The organism is Streptococcus infantis (genome assembly GCF_047464715.1).
Taxonomy (GTDB): domain Bacteria; phylum Bacillota; class Bacilli; order Lactobacillales; family Streptococcaceae; genus Streptococcus; species Streptococcus infantis_S.
Map to the genome: position 1 here is coordinate 1 of NZ_JASHBJ010000003.1, position 19,728 is coordinate 19,728.

Consider the following 19,728-nt stretch of genomic DNA (forward strand, 5'->3'; position numbering starts at 1 on the left):
AATAAGTAAGTCTACGGCTGTCCCAGAATACAGGATTATTGAAGTAACAATATTTTGAATCATAAAACACCTCATTCAAATATATTTTTGAATGTATTCTAACATTAACCTTTGTAGATGTCAACTTCAGCTCCATCAAAATATAGATAAGAAGGTAGTGTACCAAACATTAAAAAGCCCTGCCATCGAAATGATAGCAGGGCTTAACTTCAATATCCAGATGATATATTTATCTAAAAAAGGTAGCGAAAAAGGTAGAGATTGAACTGAAATATAGTGACATGTATTGAAATTGGAAAAAAGAAAAAACGCTTAAAATAAGCGTTTTTCTTATGTATTGATTCGTATTGAATGCTCACTTCACTTCTGTAAACACAACGTGTTTGCGAAGTTTTGGTGAGTATTTCTTCAATTGAAGACGGTCTGGAGTGTTACGTTTGTTTTTAGAAGTAAGGTACAAGCGTTCACCAGATTCTTTGTGTTCAAGTGTAATATTTACGCGCATGGTATCTCCCTTCTATTATTCAGCTGATGCAGCTTTAGCGATCTTACGTCCTTTGTAGTATCCTTTAAGTGATACGCGGTGAGAACGTGAGTAATCTCCAGTAGTTTCGTCAAAGTTTACAGATGGAGCTGTTACTTTGTAGTGTGTACGACGTTTGTTTTTCTTCGCTTTTGAAGTGCGACGTGCAGGTACTGCCATTTCGTTTTTCTCCTTTTAAGATATAAATTCAATTAGGTTTGATTTTCATCAACTTTAATAGTATATCAAAACTTTTTTGTAAAGTAAAGTTACTTGACAAAAAAAGATAAAAAAATTTTCCTATCCAAGGTTCTGGATAGGAAAATAGGTTAAATGTCAATCTCGAATGGTTCATCAATGGTTTCTGAGACGTATTTCCCGTCTTTTTTTCGTTGTTTGACGCATTCGGTGAGAAGATATTCGATTTGCCCGTTAACTGATCGGAAGTCATCTTCTGCCCATGATGCGAGTGCAGCATATAACTTATTCGAGAGTCGAAGGGGGATTTGCTTTTTTTTAGCTTCTGCCATTTCTAATAAAGGCTTCCTGTATTGACAATTGGTTGTGCATCATGATTGCCACAGAGAACGACTAGGAGATTTGAAACCATCGCTGCTTTACGCTCTTCATCTAGTTCAACCAACTCTCCTTCATTAAGACGTTCCAGTGCCATTTCAACCATTCCTACAGCGCCGTCTACAATCATTTTACGTGCATCGATAATGGCCGATGCTTGTTGACGTTGAAGCATAACGGCAGCAATTTCTGGTGCATAAGCTAGGTAAGTAATACGTGCCTCAAGGATCTCCAAGCCAGCATCCTCTACGCGACTTTGAATCTCTTCACGAATACGCTTAGCTACAATCTCACTAGAACCGCGGAGACTTCCTTCATCTGCTTGCCCATCACCTGTAGTGTCTACATTAGGGGACACATCATAAGGATAGATGCGGACAATATTACGAAGGGCGCTATCACACTGCAATGAGAGATATTCTTTATAGTTATCAACGTTGAAGACTGCTTTGGCTGTATCGACAACTCTCCAAGTTACCGCGATTCCAATTTCAACAGGGTTACCTAAACAATCGTTAATCTTTTGACGGGAATTGCTCAAAGTCATAACTTTGAGGGAAATCTGTTTCTTGCCAATTTCAATGTTTACATCATTGCCATTTGATGATTTCATCCCTGAAAAAGGTGATTTTGTGCTAACATCACCACTTTGACCAAGTCGAGTGTGGTTTGCAGGATTGACTGCTATACTGAAGGGATTGACAAAGTAAAAGCCAGGTTCTTTGATGGTACCTGTATAATTACCAAAGAGGGTCAAAACCAGAGCTTCCTGAGGTTTGACAACTTTTAAACCAGCATGAGCTAGAACTGAAATTAAGATTAATAAAAGACCGATAATAATTCCAAAAATGTTTTCTGAACCAGCACCAATGATAAATATAAAGACACCAAGTACGAGTGCCAACTCGATAAGTATCAACGCTACTACACCATTTGGTTTTGAATTGATTAGCTTTTCAGTCATCAGAATGACCTCCTGTTTTTTGATATCTAAATGATATCACTTTAATTTTAAATGTCAATAAAAAAATGCAATCTTTTTTAAGAAGATTTCAATGTATTGAATTTTCTGAAAATTCAAGAATTTTCTTCTGTTATTCATGCGAAAATTGTGCTATAATGGAACAAACTGAAACGGGAGGGACTTGAATGACAGAATTAGATAAACGTCACCGCAGCAGCATTTATGATAGCATGGTTAAATCACCAAACCGTGCCATGATGCGAGCAACTGGGATGACAGATAAAGACTTTGAAACACCTATTGTAGGGGTCATTTCAACCTGGGCAGAAAACACTCCATGTAATATTCACTTGCATGACTTTGGTAAGCTTGCAAAAGAAGGTGTCAAATCAGCTGGTGCTTGGCCGGTTCAATTTGGAACCATTACGGTAGCTGATGGGATTGCTATGGGAACGCCTGGTATGCGTTTCTCTTTGACATCTCGTGATATTATTGCGGACTCTATCGAAGCTGCTATGGGTGGCCACAACGTAGATGCCTTTGTAGCTATCGGTGGTTGCGACAAGAACATGCCTGGTTCTATGATTGCCATTGCCAATATGGATATCCCAGCTATTTTCGCCTACGGTGGTACTATCGCCCCTGGAAAACTAGATGGCAAAGACATCGACTTGGTTTCTGTATTTGAAGGAATCGGAAAATGGAACCACGGTGATATGACGGCTGAAGACGTCAAACGCCTCGAATGTAATGCCTGCCCTGGCCCTGGTGGTTGTGGTGGTATGTATACTGCCAACACCATGGCTACTGCTATCGAAGTTTTGGGTATGAGTTTGCCAGGCTCTTCTTCTCACCCTGCAGAATCTGCTGATAAGAAAGAAGACATCGAAGCAGCTGGACGTGCTGTCGTCAAAATGCTTGAACTCGGTATCAAACCGTCTGATATCTTGACTCGTGAAGCCTTTGAAGATGCTATTACTGTTACTATGGCTCTCGGTGGTTCTACTAACGCCACTCTTCACTTGCTCGCCATTGCCCATGCGGCTAATGTTGACTTGTCACTTGAGGACTTCAATACCATCCAAGAGCGTGTGCCTCACTTGGCCGACCTGAAACCTTCTGGTCAGTATGTCTTCCAAGACCTCTACGAAGTCGGTGGTGTGCCTGCGGTTATGAAGTACTTGTTGGCAAATGGATTCCTTCACGGAGACCGTATCACATGTACTGGTAAGACTGTTGCTGAAAACTTGGCTGATTTTGCAGACTTGACACCAGGTCAAAAAGTCATCATGCCACTTGAAAATCCTAAACGTGCAGACGGTCCGCTTATCATCCTGAACGGTAATCTTGCTCCTGATGGTGCAGTTGCCAAGGTATCTGGTGTGAAAGTTCGTCGTCACGTTGGTCCAGCTAAGGTATTTGACTCTGAAGAAGAGGCCATCCAAGCTGTCTTGTCTGATGAAATCGTTGATGGCGATGTAGTCGTTGTACGTTTCGTTGGACCTAAGGGTGGTCCTGGTATGCCTGAGATGCTATCACTTTCTTCTATGATCGTTGGTAAAGGTCAAGGAGACAAGGTTGCCCTCTTGACAGACGGACGCTTCTCTGGTGGAACTTATGGTCTAGTTGTCGGACATATCGCACCTGAAGCTCAGGACGGTGGACCAATTGCCTACCTCCGCACAGGTGATATCGTCACAGTTGACCAAGATACAAAAGAAATTTCTATGGCTGTATCCGAAGAAGAACTTGAAAAACGTAAGGCAGAAACAACCTTGCCACCACTCTATAGCCGTGGTGTCCTTGGTAAGTATGCCCATACCGTATCTTCTGCATCACGTGGTGCTGTTACAGACTTCTGGAATATGGAACAATCTGGTAAAAAATAAGCAAATTAAAAGCAAGTCACTGTAGACTTGCTTTTTTTGTGTTTTTCAAAATAGGAACAACTATCGTGGAGGAAGTCCTAGAGCTATACGCCCATAACGACTAATACGTGTGATCTTCCAGGCAGGAGACCAGGTCACCTCAACCTTGACATCCTCAATCCCATCAATTTGTTTTAAACCTGCCACAATCTCAATCGGCAGACTTTCTGCACAGTCACAAGCAGTATCGGTGAAGGTCATGACAATCGTACAAAGTCCAGCCTCATCTAAATGAATCTCATAAATCAATCCAAGATTGTATACATCTAGTTCTACATCTGTATCATATACTTTTTCGAGTACTTCAATGATTTGGTCTTCCAAGGTTAGAGCGCGGTCATTAATCTTGATGTCTTCTCTCATTGCATTCCCTCCATTTTTTGACTGCTCCTATTTTCTCATAATTCTGACAATTTGGCAAGTTTTTCTCAATCCTGTTTAAAGCAAAAAAGTAGAGATTCTATCTCTACTTTTTATTAATTATTTTGATTTGACAGGTTTGTCTGCCAGAGCTTTAACGGCATTATTAATAGTTTCTGCATAAAGTTTAGCGCCTTCATCCTGCTTAGTGGTATCACTACCGAAGTGAACTCGGTCTGTCCCTTTCCAAATATCTGGATGATCTTTGGCGACTTGATTCCAATCTGCAAGTGCAATATATGGATACTTTTGTGCCAATTCACGCGCATAGCTTGCATACTGTTCTACGTAAGGTTGCGTTTCCTGCGTTGTATCACCCTCGTATGGAGTTACAAGGACAAGCTGATGTCCCTTAGGTAGATTTGTTATCAGTAGATCCAAATCAGCCTTATAATCTTCAGGATTATTAACACCAGTCGCGATGACTACAATTTTAGGCAAGGCTTTATTCTGACTGTAATTCAGCATCAATGCATTTGCTTGTTTGGTATTTCGACTGACTTGACCATCAATCTGAGCATCCGGTAAGATTTCTTTCAGTCCATCTGAAGCACGCAAGGTGACAGAATCTCCGATGATGGATACACCGTCAGCTATATTGTAGCGACTTGCTTCTGCTTGATCGGCCATAGTTTTTGTTCGAGTAATATTAGTTTGGGCTTGATTGAGACCAGTAACCATCAAATCCGTTTCAAAAGCACCTACTTGTGGAGCTATCAGTATCACGACCAAGGTAATCAAACTAAGAACTCCAACACTACCAGCAAAGATTGGCTTGATGTGAGGAATTTCTTTTGCCATCCGCAAAAGTTTGCTGGACTTCCCTGCAATCAAAGGTTCAATCACATAGAAAGAAAGGGTTGCGAAAAGATAAGAGAAGATAATCGTTAGAATCACTGCTAGTATATTTCCCACCAATTGAGAGAAAATAATATAAAACGGCCAGTGGAAAAGATAGACGGCATAGCTAGTGTCTGCTAAAAAACCGATAATCTTTGGTTCTTCGATTGTCGGAGTTTTCTCATGCAAAAGTCGTGCTGCAACAATCATCAGAAGTGCAGCTAAACTTGCTAATAAGAAGCCAAGTAAATAGGCAAAAAGATAAGTGAATTTCACAAAGAAAGTCAATAAGAGCAAGACTCCGAGCCCAGCTCCAAAGACTAGCAAAGTCTGCTTCAAATCCAAGCTTCTATTCAAACGTTTAAGAAGTGGCGTTGCATGACGAACCCCAATTACGGTAGCAAGCACACTACCCAAGAAGAACGGAAATACATGAGTCAAAGTTGAGAAGTAGAGTGTTGAGTAGGAACTAACGATAAAGCTACCAATAAACATAGAAAGGAAGCTAATCATAAAGGTCGCTGAGGAAAGTAGGAAAATCATTCCTCGTAGTTGTCCACTTGTTTTTGCTCGTTTGGACAAGAACCAGACTGCTAAGCCCCACAAGATATAGTAATGAACTTCAACAGCTAAGCTCCAGTTGTGAACAAAGAGGTGAGGGATAAACTGAGATTCATAACTTCCTCCTGTCAACATTTCATAGAAGTTAGTCATAAATCCAAGAACGCCGGCAATTTGACCACCGATTCCTGCCACATAATCCTGACGAACCAAGAACGTGAAAGGCATAACGACGAGGACCATCAAAACAACCGGCGGAAAAATTCGATAGAAGCGTCGTCTAAAAAATCCTAGGACATCAATCTTACCTTTTTGTCCAAATTCTTCTAATAATAGTGAAGTAATTAAAAAACCTGAAAATGTGAAGAAGACGTCAACCCCAAAGAAACCTCCTGGGAAAAGCGTCTGAAAGAAATGGTACAAGAGTACCAAAAGCAAACCTGTAATCCTAATTAAGGAAAACCATTTAATACGCATACGAGTTTATTCTCCATTCATTAGATTGGCAAAAAAGCCATCTAATTTTCAATCCATAATACCTTTATTCTATCAAAAAAAACAGAAAAATCCTAAGATAAAACTTAGGATTTTTAGCTGACATTAAGTTAAATTTAGAAATTACGTCCAGACTTGTTATAGCCATATTTTTCAACAAAATGCTCACGGAATTCCAAAAGATTATCATCCATGATAGCCTGACGAACCTGCTTCATGAGGTTGAGCAAGAAGTAAAGGTTATGGTAACTTGTCAAGCGGATACCAAAGGTTTCATCAGCCTTGAGCAAGTGACGAAGGTAGGCACGGGTGTAGTTCTTACATGTGTAGCAATCACACTCTGGATCAAGTGGTGTGAAGTCCTCAGCAAACTGGGCATTCTTGACAACCAAACGTCCTTGGCTAGTCATACAAGTACCATTACGAGCGATACGAGTCGGTAAGACACAGTCAAACATATCAACACCACGAATAACACCATCAATCAAGCTATCTGGCGCTCCTACTCCCATCAAGTAACGAGGTTTATTTTCAGGAAGCAGTTGGGTCGTAAAGTCCAAAACTGCATTCATCTCCTCATGGGTTTCTCCAACGGCTAGTCCACCAATAGAGTAGCCTGGGAAGTCCATGCTGACAAGGTCTTGAGCTGACTGACGACGAAGGTCTTCAAATCCTGCCCCTTGTACAATCCCAAATAAACCTTGGTCATGTGGACGACGGTGAGCTTTCAAGCCACGTTCAGCCCAACGACTGGTACGTTCGATTGATTTTTTTACATAATCATAGGGTTGATAAAATTGAGGGCACTCATCAAAGGACATCATGATGTCTGAACCTAAATTATTTTGGATAGAGATGGCCTTTTCTGGTGACAAGAACATCTTAGAACCATTGAGGTGATTCTTGAAGGTAACACCTTCTTCTGTAATATTACGGCTATCTGCTAGAGAATACACTTGGAAACCACCACTATCTGTTAAGATTGGTTGATCCCAGTTCATGAACTTATGCAGCCCCCCAGCACGGGCAATGAGTTCGTCACCTGGTCGAAGCCACAAGTGATAAGTGTTGGACAGGATTATTCCCGACCCCATCTCTTTCAATTCTTCAGGAGACTGAGTCTTAACTGTTGCTTGAGTCCCTACTGGCATAAACATAGGCGTTGGAAAAGTTCCATGGGGTGTAATAATCTCCCCAAGACGAGCTCCTGTGTGTTTTTCTTTTTTAATCAATCGATATTTGATTGGTGAATCTGACATTTTTTACCTCCGAAGCTGGGAAAGACAGTCCCAGTTCTTACTTTGTGCCCAAGGGCATACTGTATGATTCTATCAAAAAAAACAGGAACTGTCACGAACTATGGTATAATGAAAGAATGAAGTACCCAAAAATTAATTTAAAAGAAGTTCGCCAGCAGGCTAGACAATTTCAAGCTGAACACCCACGTCTGTTGCTTGTCTTTTTATTGCCAAGTATTCTCTTGATTCTATCGAGCTTCATCAGGCCTTTATCCCTGCTCGACGGGGGCATTCTTGAGCAGTCCTTCTTGAGTTTTCTAGGGATCACAATCCAGTCTGCTCTCTTTCCGATTGCCGTTGGATTTACAAGCTCCATTATCCTAGCTGGTGCTCTCTTTACTACCATTAATCTTTACAGAATTTCTGAGATGGAGCTTTCCTTTAAAGATAGCCTGTCCTTACTTGACAACCGCTTCTTTACCCAGACATTTCTAACTCTATTGCTCAAGCGTTTCTATCTCTTTTTATGGAGCATCCCTAATCTTTTTGGAGTCTACTTGCTCTTTTATAGCAGTGCCATGGCTCGTAAATTTGTGGAACTTCATCCCGAATTTCCATCTGTCGACGTGACAAATCCAGATATCGAACACTTCCTGCTGACTTTTGCGCTCTACTTCTTTGGTAGTGTCCTTGTAATGATTTTGGGAACCATTCTCTATCTTCCGCAATACTATGCTTATTCCCAAGTTGAGCTACTCCTATGTGACACCCTTGCAATTGGAATTGCTAAACCAAGTCGTGTGCTACATACCAGCCGCTTTCTCATGAAAGGCTATAAGTTTCAACGCTTCGTCCTTGATTTACAGCTACTTCCATGGTATCTCCTTATCTGGATAAGCTTTGGAATTGCAAGTATCTCTATCTTCCCTTATATCTATAGTAGCCAGATTTTCTTCTATCAAAGGTTACTTGAAATCAAACGCAGAAAAGTTTAATACCAGTTATTAAAAACCAGCACCTTCTATGGAGAGTGCTGATTGTTTTTATTTAAAGAAAAGGATACTTAAGATCGTTAAGATTGCCGGTCCACCTTGCTTGAGAATGATTTTTTTATCTGCAGTTAAGGCACCATAGGTCGCTGCTCCTATGACAAATAAAACAAAGATTGTTACGATTTCTAAGCTATGTGAGAAATAAATTCCGTAAATAAGAAACACCCCAATCAAGGCATTGTAAATTCCTTGGTTTTTAAACAGTGAGGTGACAGATGGTCGTGCTAATTCTTCCTTGTTCATATTAAAGACACGGCTGGTTGCGTCTGATTGGGTTTCGATACTTTCCAAATAAAAAATATAAAAATGCTCGAGGGCAACGATAGTTGCTAAGATAGTAGTAATGATTGACATCGTTTTCTCCTTAAAATTCTATTTTTTCTAAACCTGAGACTAGTTTTGTTAGTAAAGTTATCAGCTCTCTCTGCTCAGTTGTCGACAAAATGCTCTCCATCTGTTCCTTCACTCGCAAGTGATGTTTAGGCGGATTGACCAAGAGTTGATTCTTGGCTTCTTGGGTTAATTCAACTAAGACTTCTCGCTGATTGATTGGATTCCGATTGCGACTGACATAGCCCTCTGACTCCAGTATCTTAAAATGACGAGTCAAGGCTGCTTGATCAATTTGCAATTTCTCCTGAACGGCAATTTGGTTACAGGGTGACTGTTGCAGTAAAAACTGCAGGATTTGGTAGCGGGTCAAACTAATTCCCAATTGTTTCTCAAAAAGTTGAGTGATCGTTTGATCTGTTAAATGGAGCTGGTACAGTAATTCATGCATTTCTGACATTGTTCCCTCCTTGTTGATGATTGATTCATCAATAGTTGACTTATCAAGTGTAATACAAATAAATTGACTTTGCAAGTATTTTGCTTACTCCGAAAAAGCCTCTTGGTTTCAATCCCAAAAGGCTATTATTTCTATATTCTAGATAAAATCCAGCACTAACCTACCAAATCTGCTCGAAGGATTTCTCCCTCTTTATCGATGACAACTTCGATAGCATGGCCTGCAAAAATTTCCTCGCTATCATCATAGTAGAGAGTCAACTCCCCATCTTCGTTGATCGATAGTTCACTCAAGGAAAGTGAGTTGGTAAAATACTCTTCTGTTAACTCCACATCATTTTCATCTGAATCAATCCAGTCTTGGGCTGTTTCCCACAGTTCTTTGACGATATAGTCTTTAATCTTAGCATCTTGAACTTGGAAAGATCCCATAAATTTCTTTAAATTATCGAAAGAACTTGGAGGAAGACTTTCATCTGCACCCGCATCAAACATAGCATGAATCTTACCGCCTTCATAGGTGATGAAGCCTTCAAACCAAGAATAGGCTCTATTTAGGGTGAACTCCCCAATAGCGTCTCGAATGATAACAGGTTTCTGGTAGGTTTCGATCAAGGTCTCTAACCTAGCATCCGTAGATTGGTCATCTAGGTATTCCAGCAAGCGGTAGCAATTGTTCGCCACTTCTGACATATAAGGCTCTAACTCCATGAAGGGACGTTTTTGACACTTAATGCGGTGAATTTTGTAGGGTTCAAAACTAAAGCCCCAATGCTTTTCTTTAAATTCTTCCGGAGTCAGGAGCCATTCCAAACGTCCTTCAAGTTCAGAAAAGTCTTGAGTTTCGACATTGACACTAGCTTTAAAATGAACGGACGGCATTAGACACCCATCTTTTAAAGAAGCAGCCCCATTTACATTTTGGAGGGTAAAAATCAAGAGTTCGACAATTTCACCACAAAATTCCTGTTCAAAATCATCTCTTGTTTTCTCAAATGGGGGTTTTAATCGGTTTGTCATTCTTATCATCCTTTCGCTCTATGCTTAAAATCGTTAGTATAGCTTTGTATCCGCTTACATTATATCGTGTTTTAGATTTTATTTCACTTATAAAGTGTGTCATAACAAAAAAAGAAGCGGAAACTCAAGTTCCCAACTTCTCATTATTCTTAGTTCATCGATACGTGAACGTGGTCATAGTGGTTTTCTGTTACGCTACCACGGTCTGGCATTGGATTCCAAGTGTAAGCTGGTCCGTATTTGCTATCAAATGGTGCGTAGAAACGTTGTTTCCAGATGATGTAACTGATGCCACGGCTAGCCATATTTTGGATAGCATAATCTGCAATTTGGTCACCTAGGGCTGAACTTACTGGAACCATAAAGTCAATGGCCAGACCTTTCCCGTGGTCACCTGGATCTCCTGGACGGTAACCACTAAATGATGTGATACCGAACAAGTTAGCTACTTCTTCTTTAAATGCAGCTGTTTGTGGTTGGAGACCTGCATTTTCAGATTTTGTAGCTGCAATCGTTGCATAATCAGGAGCCGCTGGTGCAGCATAAGTTGCTGCGCCTTGGCTTGGTTCAGCTTGGTAAGTTTCTGGTGCTGACTGTGCTTCTGTTGTTGCTTCAGTAGTGGCTTGTGTTGTTGTTTCTTCCACTACAGGCGTTGTAGCCTCTGTTACTTCTTCAGTGGTAGCTTCTGTTGTTGGTTCTTCTGCCGGTGTTACAACTTCTGTAGTAGCTTCTACAACTGTTCCCTCAACTGGCGTTGCAGTTTCTGTTGTTGCGTCCTCATTAGCTTGTGAATCTGTTGTTTCTGCTACAACTTCTGTTTCTTCAACTGGTTGCGTCAAATCTTCCACTTGTACAGTTTGGTCATCAACAGCGACTTGGTTATTTGTCAAATCTGCTGTTGCAGTTGTTCCTTCACCACCGTTTTCTTGAGGTATGTATACTTCAACTTCTGTTACTTCTTCATCTTCGTTAACAGTTGTAGTAAGAACTGTCTCAGGGAAAATCAAATCAATATTGCTGATCTTGTTCAAGTTAGCAAGGACATTTAAGTCTACTCCCAAAGCTTCTGCAATTGTACTTAGGGTATCTCCGTACTTAATTGTATAACTTGTTTTATTTTCGCTTTTAGCAAGATCGTTTTGAATTTGCTCTACTGTACGTGGCGACCACGCAATTTCCTCTGCTTGAGCTGCCAAGGCAGGGGCAAAAGATAATGCTACTGTTGATGCTAAAATAATTCTTTTCTTCATACTATTCAAACTCCTTTTCAAATGTAGTACCTGTCTATCATAACACAAAGAAAAAATTAAAAAAGCCCTTTTGGGGCTATTTAATAGAACTGTACATTCGTTGTAACAAATCACATTACTTGAAATAGTTTGTTAGTTTCTTGTCATCAAGCTGACACATTCTTCCTAAAAAACTCTAGAAAGAAAGCGAGCTAATATCTTCTAATTGCTCTATCTGTTGATTACAAGCTGCGGGAGAGGCAAGGAAATTGATACTCTGGATGCCACTGTTTTGAGCAAATTCGATATCCAAGGTTCTGTCGCCTATATAATAGGTGCAATCTGGGTTTAAATGGTATTTATTGATAAGGTAGGTGGCTGCTTCTGGACTTGGTTTGCGGGCAAATCCGCTCTGGCTAGTCAAGATTTCTGTAAAATAAGAATCCAATCCTAGAGCACGTAAAATGGTAAAGGCATTTTCGCCTTTATGAGTATAGACAAATTGCTGAATTCCTTGCTGATCTGCCCAAGCTAGAACCTCAAGTGCCCCTGGCATCAGAACCACTTGAGCATTTTTTTCAGCCAAGCTCTGAGCACGAACTTGATTGAGAAGTCCTACATCTAGTCCTCGCTCTTTTGCCACTTGCTCCAATAAATCCTGGACAGAATATTCCAAGATAAACTCTCGAACTTCTTTCTTATCATAAGGAAGAGAAAACTGACGATAGGTTTCCTCGATTCCTGCTAAAATTGCTTCATAAGAATCCAGTAAGGTTCCATCCAAATCCCAAATAAAAGCTGTTTCTTGCATTTCTTATCCTTTCGATGTCATATAAATTTGGTAACGATAGCGCAGGAAGAACCAGCGAAAACCATTATCCAAAAGCGTTCCAGCCCAGATACCAGGCAAGCCCCAACCAAGAACAATTCCCATCAGGTAACCTGTCCCGATACGGACACACCACATCCCGATACTTGTTGCATAAAAGGGGAGCCGAGCATTTCCCAATCCCTGCCAGACAGCAGTATAAATGACTGTTCCCGTCGTCATAGGTGTCCCCAGTAGAGAGAACAGCGTCACCATAACACTGGCTTCAATAGCCACAGGATCACTAGTATAGAGATAACTCAGTGGCGTTCCCAGAGCATAGATACTAAGTGTTAAGGGCAACATGAGAAAGAGAGAAAGCCAAAAAGTTTGCTTACTTAAGTTGTCTACCCTTGCCCAATCATCTTCCCCGACTGCTCGAGCTACCTGCATGACTGTTGCTGTCGCAACACCGAAGGCAGGCATATAGTTAAACTGAGTCAAAACTTCACCGATAGCATTTCCCGCGACTGCCTCCGTCCCAAAGGAAACAACCAAGGCAATAATGACCACATCGCCAGCCCGCATCATGAGACGCTCACCCGCTGCAGGCAAAGCCAGAGTCAGTAAGTCTTTGTCCAGTCCAAACCTTGGTCTCGTATATGGAAGTTTTAATTGTGACCATAAAATCACAACCCCGACCAAACGAGATAGAATGGTCCCCCAAGCAACACCAGCTATCCCCATATCAAGAATAAAAATAGCTAGACTTGAAAAGAGAATATTCAAGGCATTGGATAAAAGACTCACATAAAGGGGAAGGCGCGGATTATGGGTGGCGCGAATCAAGGCTCCTAGACTAGTCATCAAGCCCAGGAGGACGATTGTCCCACCGACCAAAGCTAGGTAAAGTCCGCCACTTTCAGCGACCGCTTCTTCTGTTCCCAAAAGACCTATCATCTCTTGTCCTGCAAAGATGGACAAGGCTCCTAAAAATAAACTCAAGAGTAGGGTGATTTTGAGTGCTTCTGTCACATGGTAGGCCAGTCTAGACTGGTCCTTCTGCCCCAAACTTTTTGAAATGACGCTTGAAATCGCAGCTCCTAGAGCAATAAAAATTGCCTGGTAAATGGTGATAATATTGCCCGCTACAGATACACCCGAAATGGCTATCAAACCTAGATGGGCCACCAGATAACTATCCACCATTCCCATGAGCATCTGCAAGAAATTTTCACCCATGGCTGGCAGGGCTATGTTGAGAATATCTTTATATTTCTTAAACAATCCTTCCTCCTGATGAAAAGAAACTCAGTTAGTTTCCCAACCGAGTTTACTTCCTCTGTTTTAAAGTCCTAGATAAGATTCTACTGCAGTCTGCATCTCTGCTGCTGCAACAGTTGTCTTGTGACGAACTGGAGCTGTTTCAAGGCCATCAACTGCTGGTGGCACTGCTACTCCTGAAATTTCATTTAATTGAGCCAAGGCTTCAAAGTCGCTAAGACCTAATTGTCCAGTTACAGCTTCCACCGCAACCACTGGGAATTTGTAAGGACTAGCTGTTGATGCAATCACTGTCTTGATCGCATCACCAGCCGCTGCTTGGTATTTTTTATAAACAGCTGAGGCAACCGCTGTATGAGGATCCTCAATATAAGAATCTGATTCGTAAACACGCTTGATTTCTGCAGCTGTTTCTGCTTCTGTCGCATATTCTGCTGCAAAGAGGTCAAGGATCTCTGCATCAAAGTCTGTCAATTCATACTGACCTTGAGTGTTCAAGGCATTCATAAGTTCAGCGGTCTTAACCGCATCATTTCCCAAAAGGTGGAAAATGAGACGCTCCAAGTTTGAAGATACCAAGATATCCATAGACGGGCTAGTAGTTACCTTAAACTCACGCTTCTTGTCATAAACACGAGTTTTAAAGAAGTCTGTCAAGACATTGTTGTCATTTGAAGCACAGATTAGCTTGCCGACTGGTAGGCCGATTTGTTTGGCGTAAAAGGCAGCCAAGATGTTTCCAAAGTTTCCTGTCGGTACGGTGAAATTGACTTTTTCACCCGCCACAATCTCGCCAGTTTTAACAAGCTGAGCATAGGCATAAACATAATAGACAATCTGAGGGACTAAACGACCGATATTCATAGAGTTAGCTGATGAAAATTGCAACTTGTTAGCTGCCAATTTTTCACGAAGAGCCACATCGTTGAACATATGCTTCACGTTAGTTTGAGCATCATCAAAGTTTCCATCAATGGCGATAACATGGGTATTGTCCCCAGTTTGAGTGGTCATTTGCAACTCTTGCACCTTGCTGACACCGTCTTTTGGATAAAAGACGATAATTTCAGTTCCAGGAACATCCGCAAATCCTGCCATGGCAGCTTTCCCGGTGTCTCCAGACGTCGCTGTCAAGATAACAATCTTGTTTTCCAAGCCATGTTTCTTGGCAGCTGTTGTCATAAAGTATGGCAAGATAGACAAGGCCATGTCTTTAAAGGCAATGGTTGATCCGTGGAAAAGTTCCAAGTTGTATTGGCCCTCGAGTTTGACAAGAGGGGCAATTGCCGGTGTATCAAACTTGCTGTCATAAGCATTGGTGATACAGTAGTCCAACTCTTCTGATGTAAAATCATCCAAGAAGGCTGACAAGACAAGCTTGGCCACTTCTTGGTAAGAAGCATCTTTTAATGTGTCAAAATCCAAGTCCACCTTTGGATAGCCCACTGGAGTAAACAAGCCTCCATCTGTTGCCAAGCCTTGCAAAATCGCTTGGCTGGCTGTTACTGTATTGTTCGCATCACGCGTTGATTGATAAACTAATGTCATAAATCTCTATCCTTTATCTATAGTCTCATTCATTATAACATGATTTTTCAGAAAATTCTTCCGTTATAAGAAAATTATACGTCCAATTCTTCTTTCAAAGGTTCTAAATAAGTCGTTTCACTCTGACCTCTCATCTCAAGTCCTTGCTCTGCTATCGCTAGCAAGTCTTTGGAGAACTGGACAATCCCAGCTGTTTCTTCATCTGTGAGGTGTTTCTTAGAAAACTGTCGTCTCAAAGACTTGTAGTCACGATCAAAACTTTCAAAGAAAGGAGCTGTTTCTAGGTAGGCTTCAAGCTTGTCAAGATTCACCAACAAACCTAGATGAAAGGCTGCTGAAGCAAAGGTGCGGTCTAGCGGCTGTGTACAAACACTCCGAAATTCAACTGTGCCTCTTGTTGTCAAGTCTTGAAACTGGTAGCTACGGTGCGTTTGGAAATCCTTTTCTAGAGGAACAAGAAGAGTTTCTTTCCCATTTAGAGTATAAGCAGGAATCTCATCAGTAGCTAGGTAATCTCTAGCTTGAATCGGAGAAAAATAGTAGGTTTCCCCATCTCGTTCTGCTGTAAAAATCGCAGAGCGGTCTAGATAATCAAAGAAATCATCCTCATCTTTGAAGAGTTTTGCATTGACACCGACATTCTCTGGATAAATCCCATGCATAGAGTCTTCCCAAAAGATATCTCGTGAAATCTGAGTATCCCAGTCTGCTCCTGAAAACTCAGAATTGGCAAATAAGTAAGCTTTTGCTGCTTCAATCTGAGTGAAAGCATTGATGACACGTAGGTAGTTAGCAGTCGATACATCCAACTGAACTTGACTCCCACAGATAAAGGCTCCATATTGTGGGAAGTCATGCAAATTAACTCTCTCTTGGCGACTTCCCATATGTAGGTAATCCATCAGCATCTGGTAGCGTGGATAAGCCACCGGTCGATTGTCATTCTGACTCCAGTTTGGATGAATCCCCCACCCCTGGATAGCATGATCCTTTTCGCCTAGTTTTTCCTGAATGACCTTCATATAGGCATCAAAGCGTTCTTGGACCTCTTGGATATTCTGAGCTCTACCAAAGGCAAACTCCAAGGTCGTGTAGGAAACCTCAAACAAAATTCGATCTTGACTCGTCGGTTCTACAAGTTGAATCGGATTGCCCTCCTGGTCCTCCTTTTCAACTTCCAGACTGAGAGCATCCACCAAAAATCGCATCAAGTCCTTGGTGACTTCAACATCTGAGGGTTTCCCTTTCGTATGTACGATAGGAAACTCCAACTCAATCCCAATGTATAGTTCTGGATTTTCTTTGATATTTTTTAAATAACGGCTTTTCAATATCTGAATAGAAGGGGACATACATACCTCTCACTCTAAATTCTCTTACTAGAAACATCAATTGCTTTCTATATTATACCAAAAAACTCTATGAGAACTTGACCGAAAAACGACTTTCTACAAATTAGTGATTACTTTGAAGGTTTATACTAATTTTCCCATGCAAGATTTTATGAAGTCTCGAAAAGTATTGATATATCAATATCTTCAAAAACAAACTTTCCCCTTACATTCTTAGGATTTATTATAAGTAGTTGATTTTTTGCTGAAAACGGTTTGTACTTAAAGAGTCTTAAAGTTTTCTTAAACTACAAGTCAAACATTTTATAAGGAGGAATGACAATAATGAGTATCGGAATCATTATTGCGAGCCACGGTGAATTTGCCGCGGGTATTCATCAGTCAGGATCTATGATCTTTGGTGAACAAGAAAAGGTTCAAGTTGTAACCTTTATGCCAAACGAAGGTCCAGATGATTTATACGCAAAATTCAACAATGCTGTGGCTGCATTTGACGCAGAAGATGAGGTTCTAGTCTTGGCTGACCTTTGGAGTGGTTCTCCATTTAACCAAGCTAGCCGCGTAATGGGAGAAAATCCTGAGCGTAAATTTGCCATCATCACAGGACTTAACTTGCCGATGTTGATTCAAGCCTACACAGAGCGCCTTATGGATGCTAATGCCGGAGTGGCTAAAGTTGCTGCGAACATCATTAAAGAAGCCAAAGATGGCATCAAGGCTCTTCCAGAAGAGCTAAACCCCGCTGAGGAAGTTGCAACTGCTGCAGCCGCTCCTGTAGCCCAAGCTGCTATCCCAGAAGGAACAGTTATCGGAGACGGTAAATTGAAAATCAATCTTGCTCGTCTTGACACACGTCTTCTTCACGGACAAGTCGCAACTGCTTGGACACCAGATTCAAAAGCAGACCGTATCATCGTTGCTTCAGATAACGTTGCAAACGACGAATTGCGTAAAGAGTTGATCAAACAAGCTGCTCCTAACGGAGTGAAAGCTAACGTTGTTCCAATCAAAAAATTGATTGAGGTTGCAAAAGATCCTCGTTTTGGTAACACACATGCCCTTATCTTGTTTGAAACACCTCAAGATGCCCTTCGTGCTATCGAAGGTGGTGTGCCAATCAAGACTCTTAACGTAGGATCTATGGCTCATTCAACTGGTAAAACAATGGTCAACAACGTATTGTCAATGGACAAAGACGACGTTGCTACATTTGAAAAAATGCGTGACCTTGGTGTTGAATTTGACGTACGTAAAGTACCAAACGACACTAAAAAAGATTTGTTTGACTTGATTAGCAAAGCTAACGTTCAATAATTTACATTAAATAGAAAAGGAATAAAACCATGTCAGATATTTCAATCATTTCTGCTATCTTGGTTGTAGTTGTTGCCTTCTTCGCAGGTCTTGAAGGTATCCTCGACCAATTCCAATTCCATCAACCAATCGTTGCTTGTACCCTCATCGGTCTTGTAACTGGTAACCTCGAAGCAGGGGTTATGCTTGGTGGATCACTTCAAATGATTGCCCTTGGTTGGGCTAACATCGGAGCTGCCGTAGCTCCTGACGCTGCTCTTGCCTCTGTTGCAGCAGCAATCATCATGATTAAGGGTGGTAACTTTACTACTGAAGGTATCGCAGTCGCAACTGCAACTGCAATCCCTCTTGCCGTAGCTGGACTTTTCTTGACTATGATCGTTCGTACAATCTCAGTTGGTTTGGTTCACACTGCAGATGCTGCTGCTAAAGAAGGAAACATTGCAGCTGTTGAACGCGCTCACTACTTTGCCCTTATTCTTCAAGGTCTACGTATTGCAATCCCTGCTGCCTTCCTTATCGCTATCCCTGCTTCTGCTGTTCAAGATGCTCTTAAATTGATGCCAGACTGGTTGAACGGTGGTATGGCTGTCGGTGGTGCCATGGTCGTTGCCGTTGGTTACGCTTTGGTTATCAACATGATGGCTACTCGTGAAGTATGGCCATTCTTTGCTATCGGTTTTGCTCTTGCAGCAATCTCTCAATTGACTTTGATTGCCCTTGGTGTCATCGGTGTTGCCCTTGCCTTCATCTACCTCAACCTTTCTAAACAAGGTGGAAACGGTGGCGGAGGAGCTGCAACTTCTAACGATCCAATCGGTGATATCCTAGAAGACTACTAGAAAGGGGAACAATCATGGCTGAAAAAATTCAATTATCAAAATCAGATCGCCAAAAAGTTTGGTGGCGTTCACAATTCCTTCAAGGTTCTTGGAACTACGAACGTATGCAAAACTTGGGTTGGGCTTACTCTTTGATCCCAGCTATCAAGAAACTTTACACTAAAAAAGAAGACCAAGCAGCTGCTCTTGAGCGTCACCTTGAATTCTTCAACACTCACCCATACGTAGCTGCTCCAATCATGGGGGTTACTCTTGCACTTGAAGAAGAACGCGCTAACGGTACTGAAATCGATGACGCTGCTATCCAAGGTGTTAAGATCGGTATGATGGGACCTCTTGCCGGTATCGGTGACCCAGTCTTCTGGTTTACAGTTCGTCCAATCCTTGGTGCCCTTGGTGCATCACTTGCTGCAACTGGTAATATCGTTGGACCACTTCTCTTCTTCTTTGGATGGAATGCAATCCGTATGTCTTTCCTATGGTACACACAAGAGTTTGGTTACAAGGCTGGATCTGAAATCACTAAAGACATGTCTGGTGGTATCTTGAAAGACATCACTAAAGGGGCTTCTATCCTTGGTATGTTCATCCTTGCCGTTCTTGTACAACGTTGGGTTTCTATCAACTTCACTGTCAATCTTCCAGGTAAACAATTGGCAGAAGGTGCTTACATCAACTTCCCAGAAGGCGCTGTTACAGGTGGAGAATTGAAGGGTATTCTTGGTCAAGCACTTAGTGGTTTGAGTTTGGATAGCGTTCAACCACAAACGCTTCAAGGTCAGTTGAACTCATTGATCCCAGGATTGATGGGACTTCTCCTTACTTTCCTTTGCATGTGGTTGCTTAAGAAAAAAGTATCTCCAATCACAATCATCCTTGCACTCTTTGCAGTTGGTATCGCAGCTCGTTACTTCGGTATCATGTAATCTCGGTGAGAATATACAA

21 protein-coding genes and 1 pseudogene are annotated in these 19,728 nt (G+C 41.5%); 6 read left to right on the forward strand and 16 right to left on the reverse strand.

Annotated features, from left to right (window positions below):
* A pseudogene (locus QM419_RS06305) lies at nt 1-63 on the reverse strand (cadmium transporter); the annotation flags it as partial.
* 28 nt (nt 64-91) lie between these two features.
* Between QM419_RS06305 and QM419_RS06310 the strand changes: the two are divergent.
* A complete protein-coding gene (locus QM419_RS06310; RefSeq protein ID WP_414278245.1) occupies nt 92-265 on the forward strand; it encodes a FanG protein in 174 nt (57 codons plus the stop codon).
* Between the two features lie 90 nt (nt 266-355).
* Here the strand turns inward: QM419_RS06310 and rpmG are convergent, their stop codons facing one another.
* The 4 genes from rpmG to QM419_RS06330 form a co-directional block, all read right to left on the reverse strand.
* Nucleotides 356-505, reverse strand: a complete 150-nt coding sequence (rpmG, locus tag QM419_RS06315; protein ID WP_001265622.1) for a 50S ribosomal protein L33 — start codon at nt 503-505, stop codon at nt 356-358.
* 15 nt (nt 506-520) lie between these two features.
* A complete protein-coding gene (gene rpmF / locus QM419_RS06320; RefSeq protein ID WP_000290417.1) occupies nt 521-703 on the reverse strand; it encodes a 50S ribosomal protein L32 in 183 nt (60 codons plus the stop codon).
* 149 nt (nt 704-852) lie between these two features.
* Nucleotides 853-1,053 (reverse strand): PTS ascorbate transporter subunit IIC, encoded by a 201-nt coding sequence (locus QM419_RS06325; protein ID WP_000796543.1) that lies wholly within the window; start codon nt 1,051-1,053, stop codon nt 853-855.
* 2 nt (nt 1,054-1,055) lie between these two features.
* Nucleotides 1,056-2,063, reverse strand: coding sequence for an SPFH domain-containing protein (locus tag QM419_RS06330; protein ID WP_049530775.1), 1,008 nt, complete (start codon nt 2,061-2,063; stop codon nt 1,056-1,058).
* Nucleotides 2,064-2,248: 185 nt separating this feature from the next.
* Between QM419_RS06330 and ilvD the strand changes: the two genes are divergently transcribed.
* Nucleotides 2,249-3,952: a dihydroxy-acid dehydratase gene (ilvD, locus tag QM419_RS06335; RefSeq protein WP_414278246.1), complete on the forward strand. Its 1,704-nt coding sequence runs from the start codon at nt 2,249-2,251 to the stop codon at nt 3,950-3,952.
* Nucleotides 3,953-4,012: 60 nt separating this feature from the next.
* Here ilvD and QM419_RS06340 read toward each other — a convergent pair whose 3' ends face one another.
* The 3 genes from QM419_RS06340 to tgt all read right to left on the reverse strand — a co-directional run bounded on the left by QM419_RS06340 (nt 4,013) and on the right by tgt (nt 7,566).
* On the reverse strand, nt 4,013-4,354 hold the full coding sequence (locus tag QM419_RS06340) for a metal-sulfur cluster assembly factor (protein ID WP_254730067.1): 342 nt from the start codon (nt 4,352-4,354) through the stop codon (nt 4,013-4,015).
* A 117-nt stretch (nt 4,355-4,471) separates the two neighbouring features.
* Nucleotides 4,472-6,289 carry an acyltransferase family protein gene (locus QM419_RS06345; protein ID WP_414259746.1) on the reverse strand — a complete coding sequence of 606 codons (1,818 nt, stop codon included), beginning with the start codon at nt 6,287-6,289 and terminating at the stop codon, nt 4,472-4,474.
* Between the two features lie 134 nt (nt 6,290-6,423).
* Entirely contained in the window at nt 6,424-7,566 is a 1,143-nt protein-coding gene (gene tgt, locus QM419_RS06350) for a tRNA guanosine(34) transglycosylase Tgt (RefSeq protein ID WP_016466286.1), read from the reverse strand.
* Between the two features lie 116 nt (nt 7,567-7,682).
* Here tgt and QM419_RS06355 point away from each other — a divergent pair, with 116 nt between their 5' ends.
* Nucleotides 7,683-8,540 carry a DUF975 family protein gene (locus QM419_RS06355; protein WP_414278247.1) on the forward strand — a complete coding sequence of 286 codons (858 nt, stop codon included), beginning with the start codon at nt 7,683-7,685 and terminating at the stop codon, nt 8,538-8,540.
* 48 nt (nt 8,541-8,588) lie between these two features.
* Here the strand turns inward: QM419_RS06355 and QM419_RS06360 are convergent, their stop codons facing one another.
* The 8 genes from QM419_RS06360 to QM419_RS06395 form a co-directional block, all read right to left on the reverse strand.
* Nucleotides 8,589-8,951 (reverse strand): DUF1304 domain-containing protein, encoded by a 363-nt coding sequence (locus tag QM419_RS06360; protein ID WP_414278248.1) that lies wholly within the window; start codon nt 8,949-8,951, stop codon nt 8,589-8,591.
* Between the two features lie 10 nt (nt 8,952-8,961).
* Nucleotides 8,962-9,387, reverse strand: coding sequence for a MarR family winged helix-turn-helix transcriptional regulator (locus QM419_RS06365; RefSeq protein ID WP_414278249.1), 426 nt, complete (start codon nt 9,385-9,387; stop codon nt 8,962-8,964).
* A 155-nt stretch (nt 9,388-9,542) separates the two neighbouring features.
* Entirely contained in the window at nt 9,543-10,406 is an 864-nt protein-coding gene (locus QM419_RS06370) for a DUF2262 domain-containing protein (protein ID WP_006151334.1), read from the reverse strand.
* Nucleotides 10,407-10,555: 149 nt separating this feature from the next.
* The gene (locus tag QM419_RS06375) at nt 10,556-11,656 is read right to left on the reverse strand and encodes a LysM peptidoglycan-binding domain-containing protein (RefSeq protein ID WP_414278250.1); all 1,101 of its coding nucleotides are present in this window, start codon (nt 11,654-11,656) and stop codon (nt 10,556-10,558) included.
* A gap of 175 nt (nt 11,657-11,831) precedes the next feature.
* Nucleotides 11,832-12,446 carry an HAD family hydrolase gene (locus tag QM419_RS06380; protein WP_414278251.1) on the reverse strand — a complete coding sequence of 205 codons (615 nt, stop codon included), beginning with the start codon at nt 12,444-12,446 and terminating at the stop codon, nt 11,832-11,834.
* A 3-nt stretch (nt 12,447-12,449) separates the two neighbouring features.
* Nucleotides 12,450-13,730, reverse strand: a complete 1,281-nt coding sequence (locus QM419_RS06385; protein ID WP_414278252.1) for an MATE family efflux transporter — start codon at nt 13,728-13,730, stop codon at nt 12,450-12,452.
* Nucleotides 13,731-13,790: 60 nt separating this feature from the next.
* Nucleotides 13,791-15,275 (reverse strand): threonine synthase, encoded by a 1,485-nt coding sequence (thrC, locus tag QM419_RS06390; RefSeq protein WP_414278253.1) that lies wholly within the window; start codon nt 15,273-15,275, stop codon nt 13,791-13,793.
* Nucleotides 15,276-15,349: 74 nt separating this feature from the next.
* Nucleotides 15,350-16,627 (reverse strand): gamma-glutamylcysteine synthetase, encoded by a 1,278-nt coding sequence (locus tag QM419_RS06395; protein ID WP_414278254.1) that lies wholly within the window; start codon nt 16,625-16,627, stop codon nt 15,350-15,352.
* Between the two features lie 324 nt (nt 16,628-16,951).
* Here QM419_RS06395 and QM419_RS06400 point away from each other — a divergent pair, with 324 nt between their 5' ends.
* From QM419_RS06400 to QM419_RS06410, 3 genes are read left to right on the forward strand one after another with little or no spacing between them, the layout of a single operon-like run.
* Nucleotides 16,952-17,941, forward strand: coding sequence for a PTS sugar transporter subunit IIB (locus QM419_RS06400; protein ID WP_414278255.1), 990 nt, complete (start codon nt 16,952-16,954; stop codon nt 17,939-17,941).
* Nucleotides 17,942-17,970: 29 nt separating this feature from the next.
* Nucleotides 17,971-18,783, forward strand: coding sequence for a PTS mannose/fructose/sorbose transporter subunit IIC (locus tag QM419_RS06405; RefSeq protein WP_414278256.1), 813 nt, complete (start codon nt 17,971-17,973; stop codon nt 18,781-18,783).
* Between the two features lie 14 nt (nt 18,784-18,797).
* Nucleotides 18,798-19,709, forward strand: coding sequence for a PTS system mannose/fructose/sorbose family transporter subunit IID (locus QM419_RS06410; RefSeq protein ID WP_178894511.1), 912 nt, complete (start codon nt 18,798-18,800; stop codon nt 19,707-19,709).
* Nucleotides 19,710-19,728 lie beyond the last annotated feature (19 nt).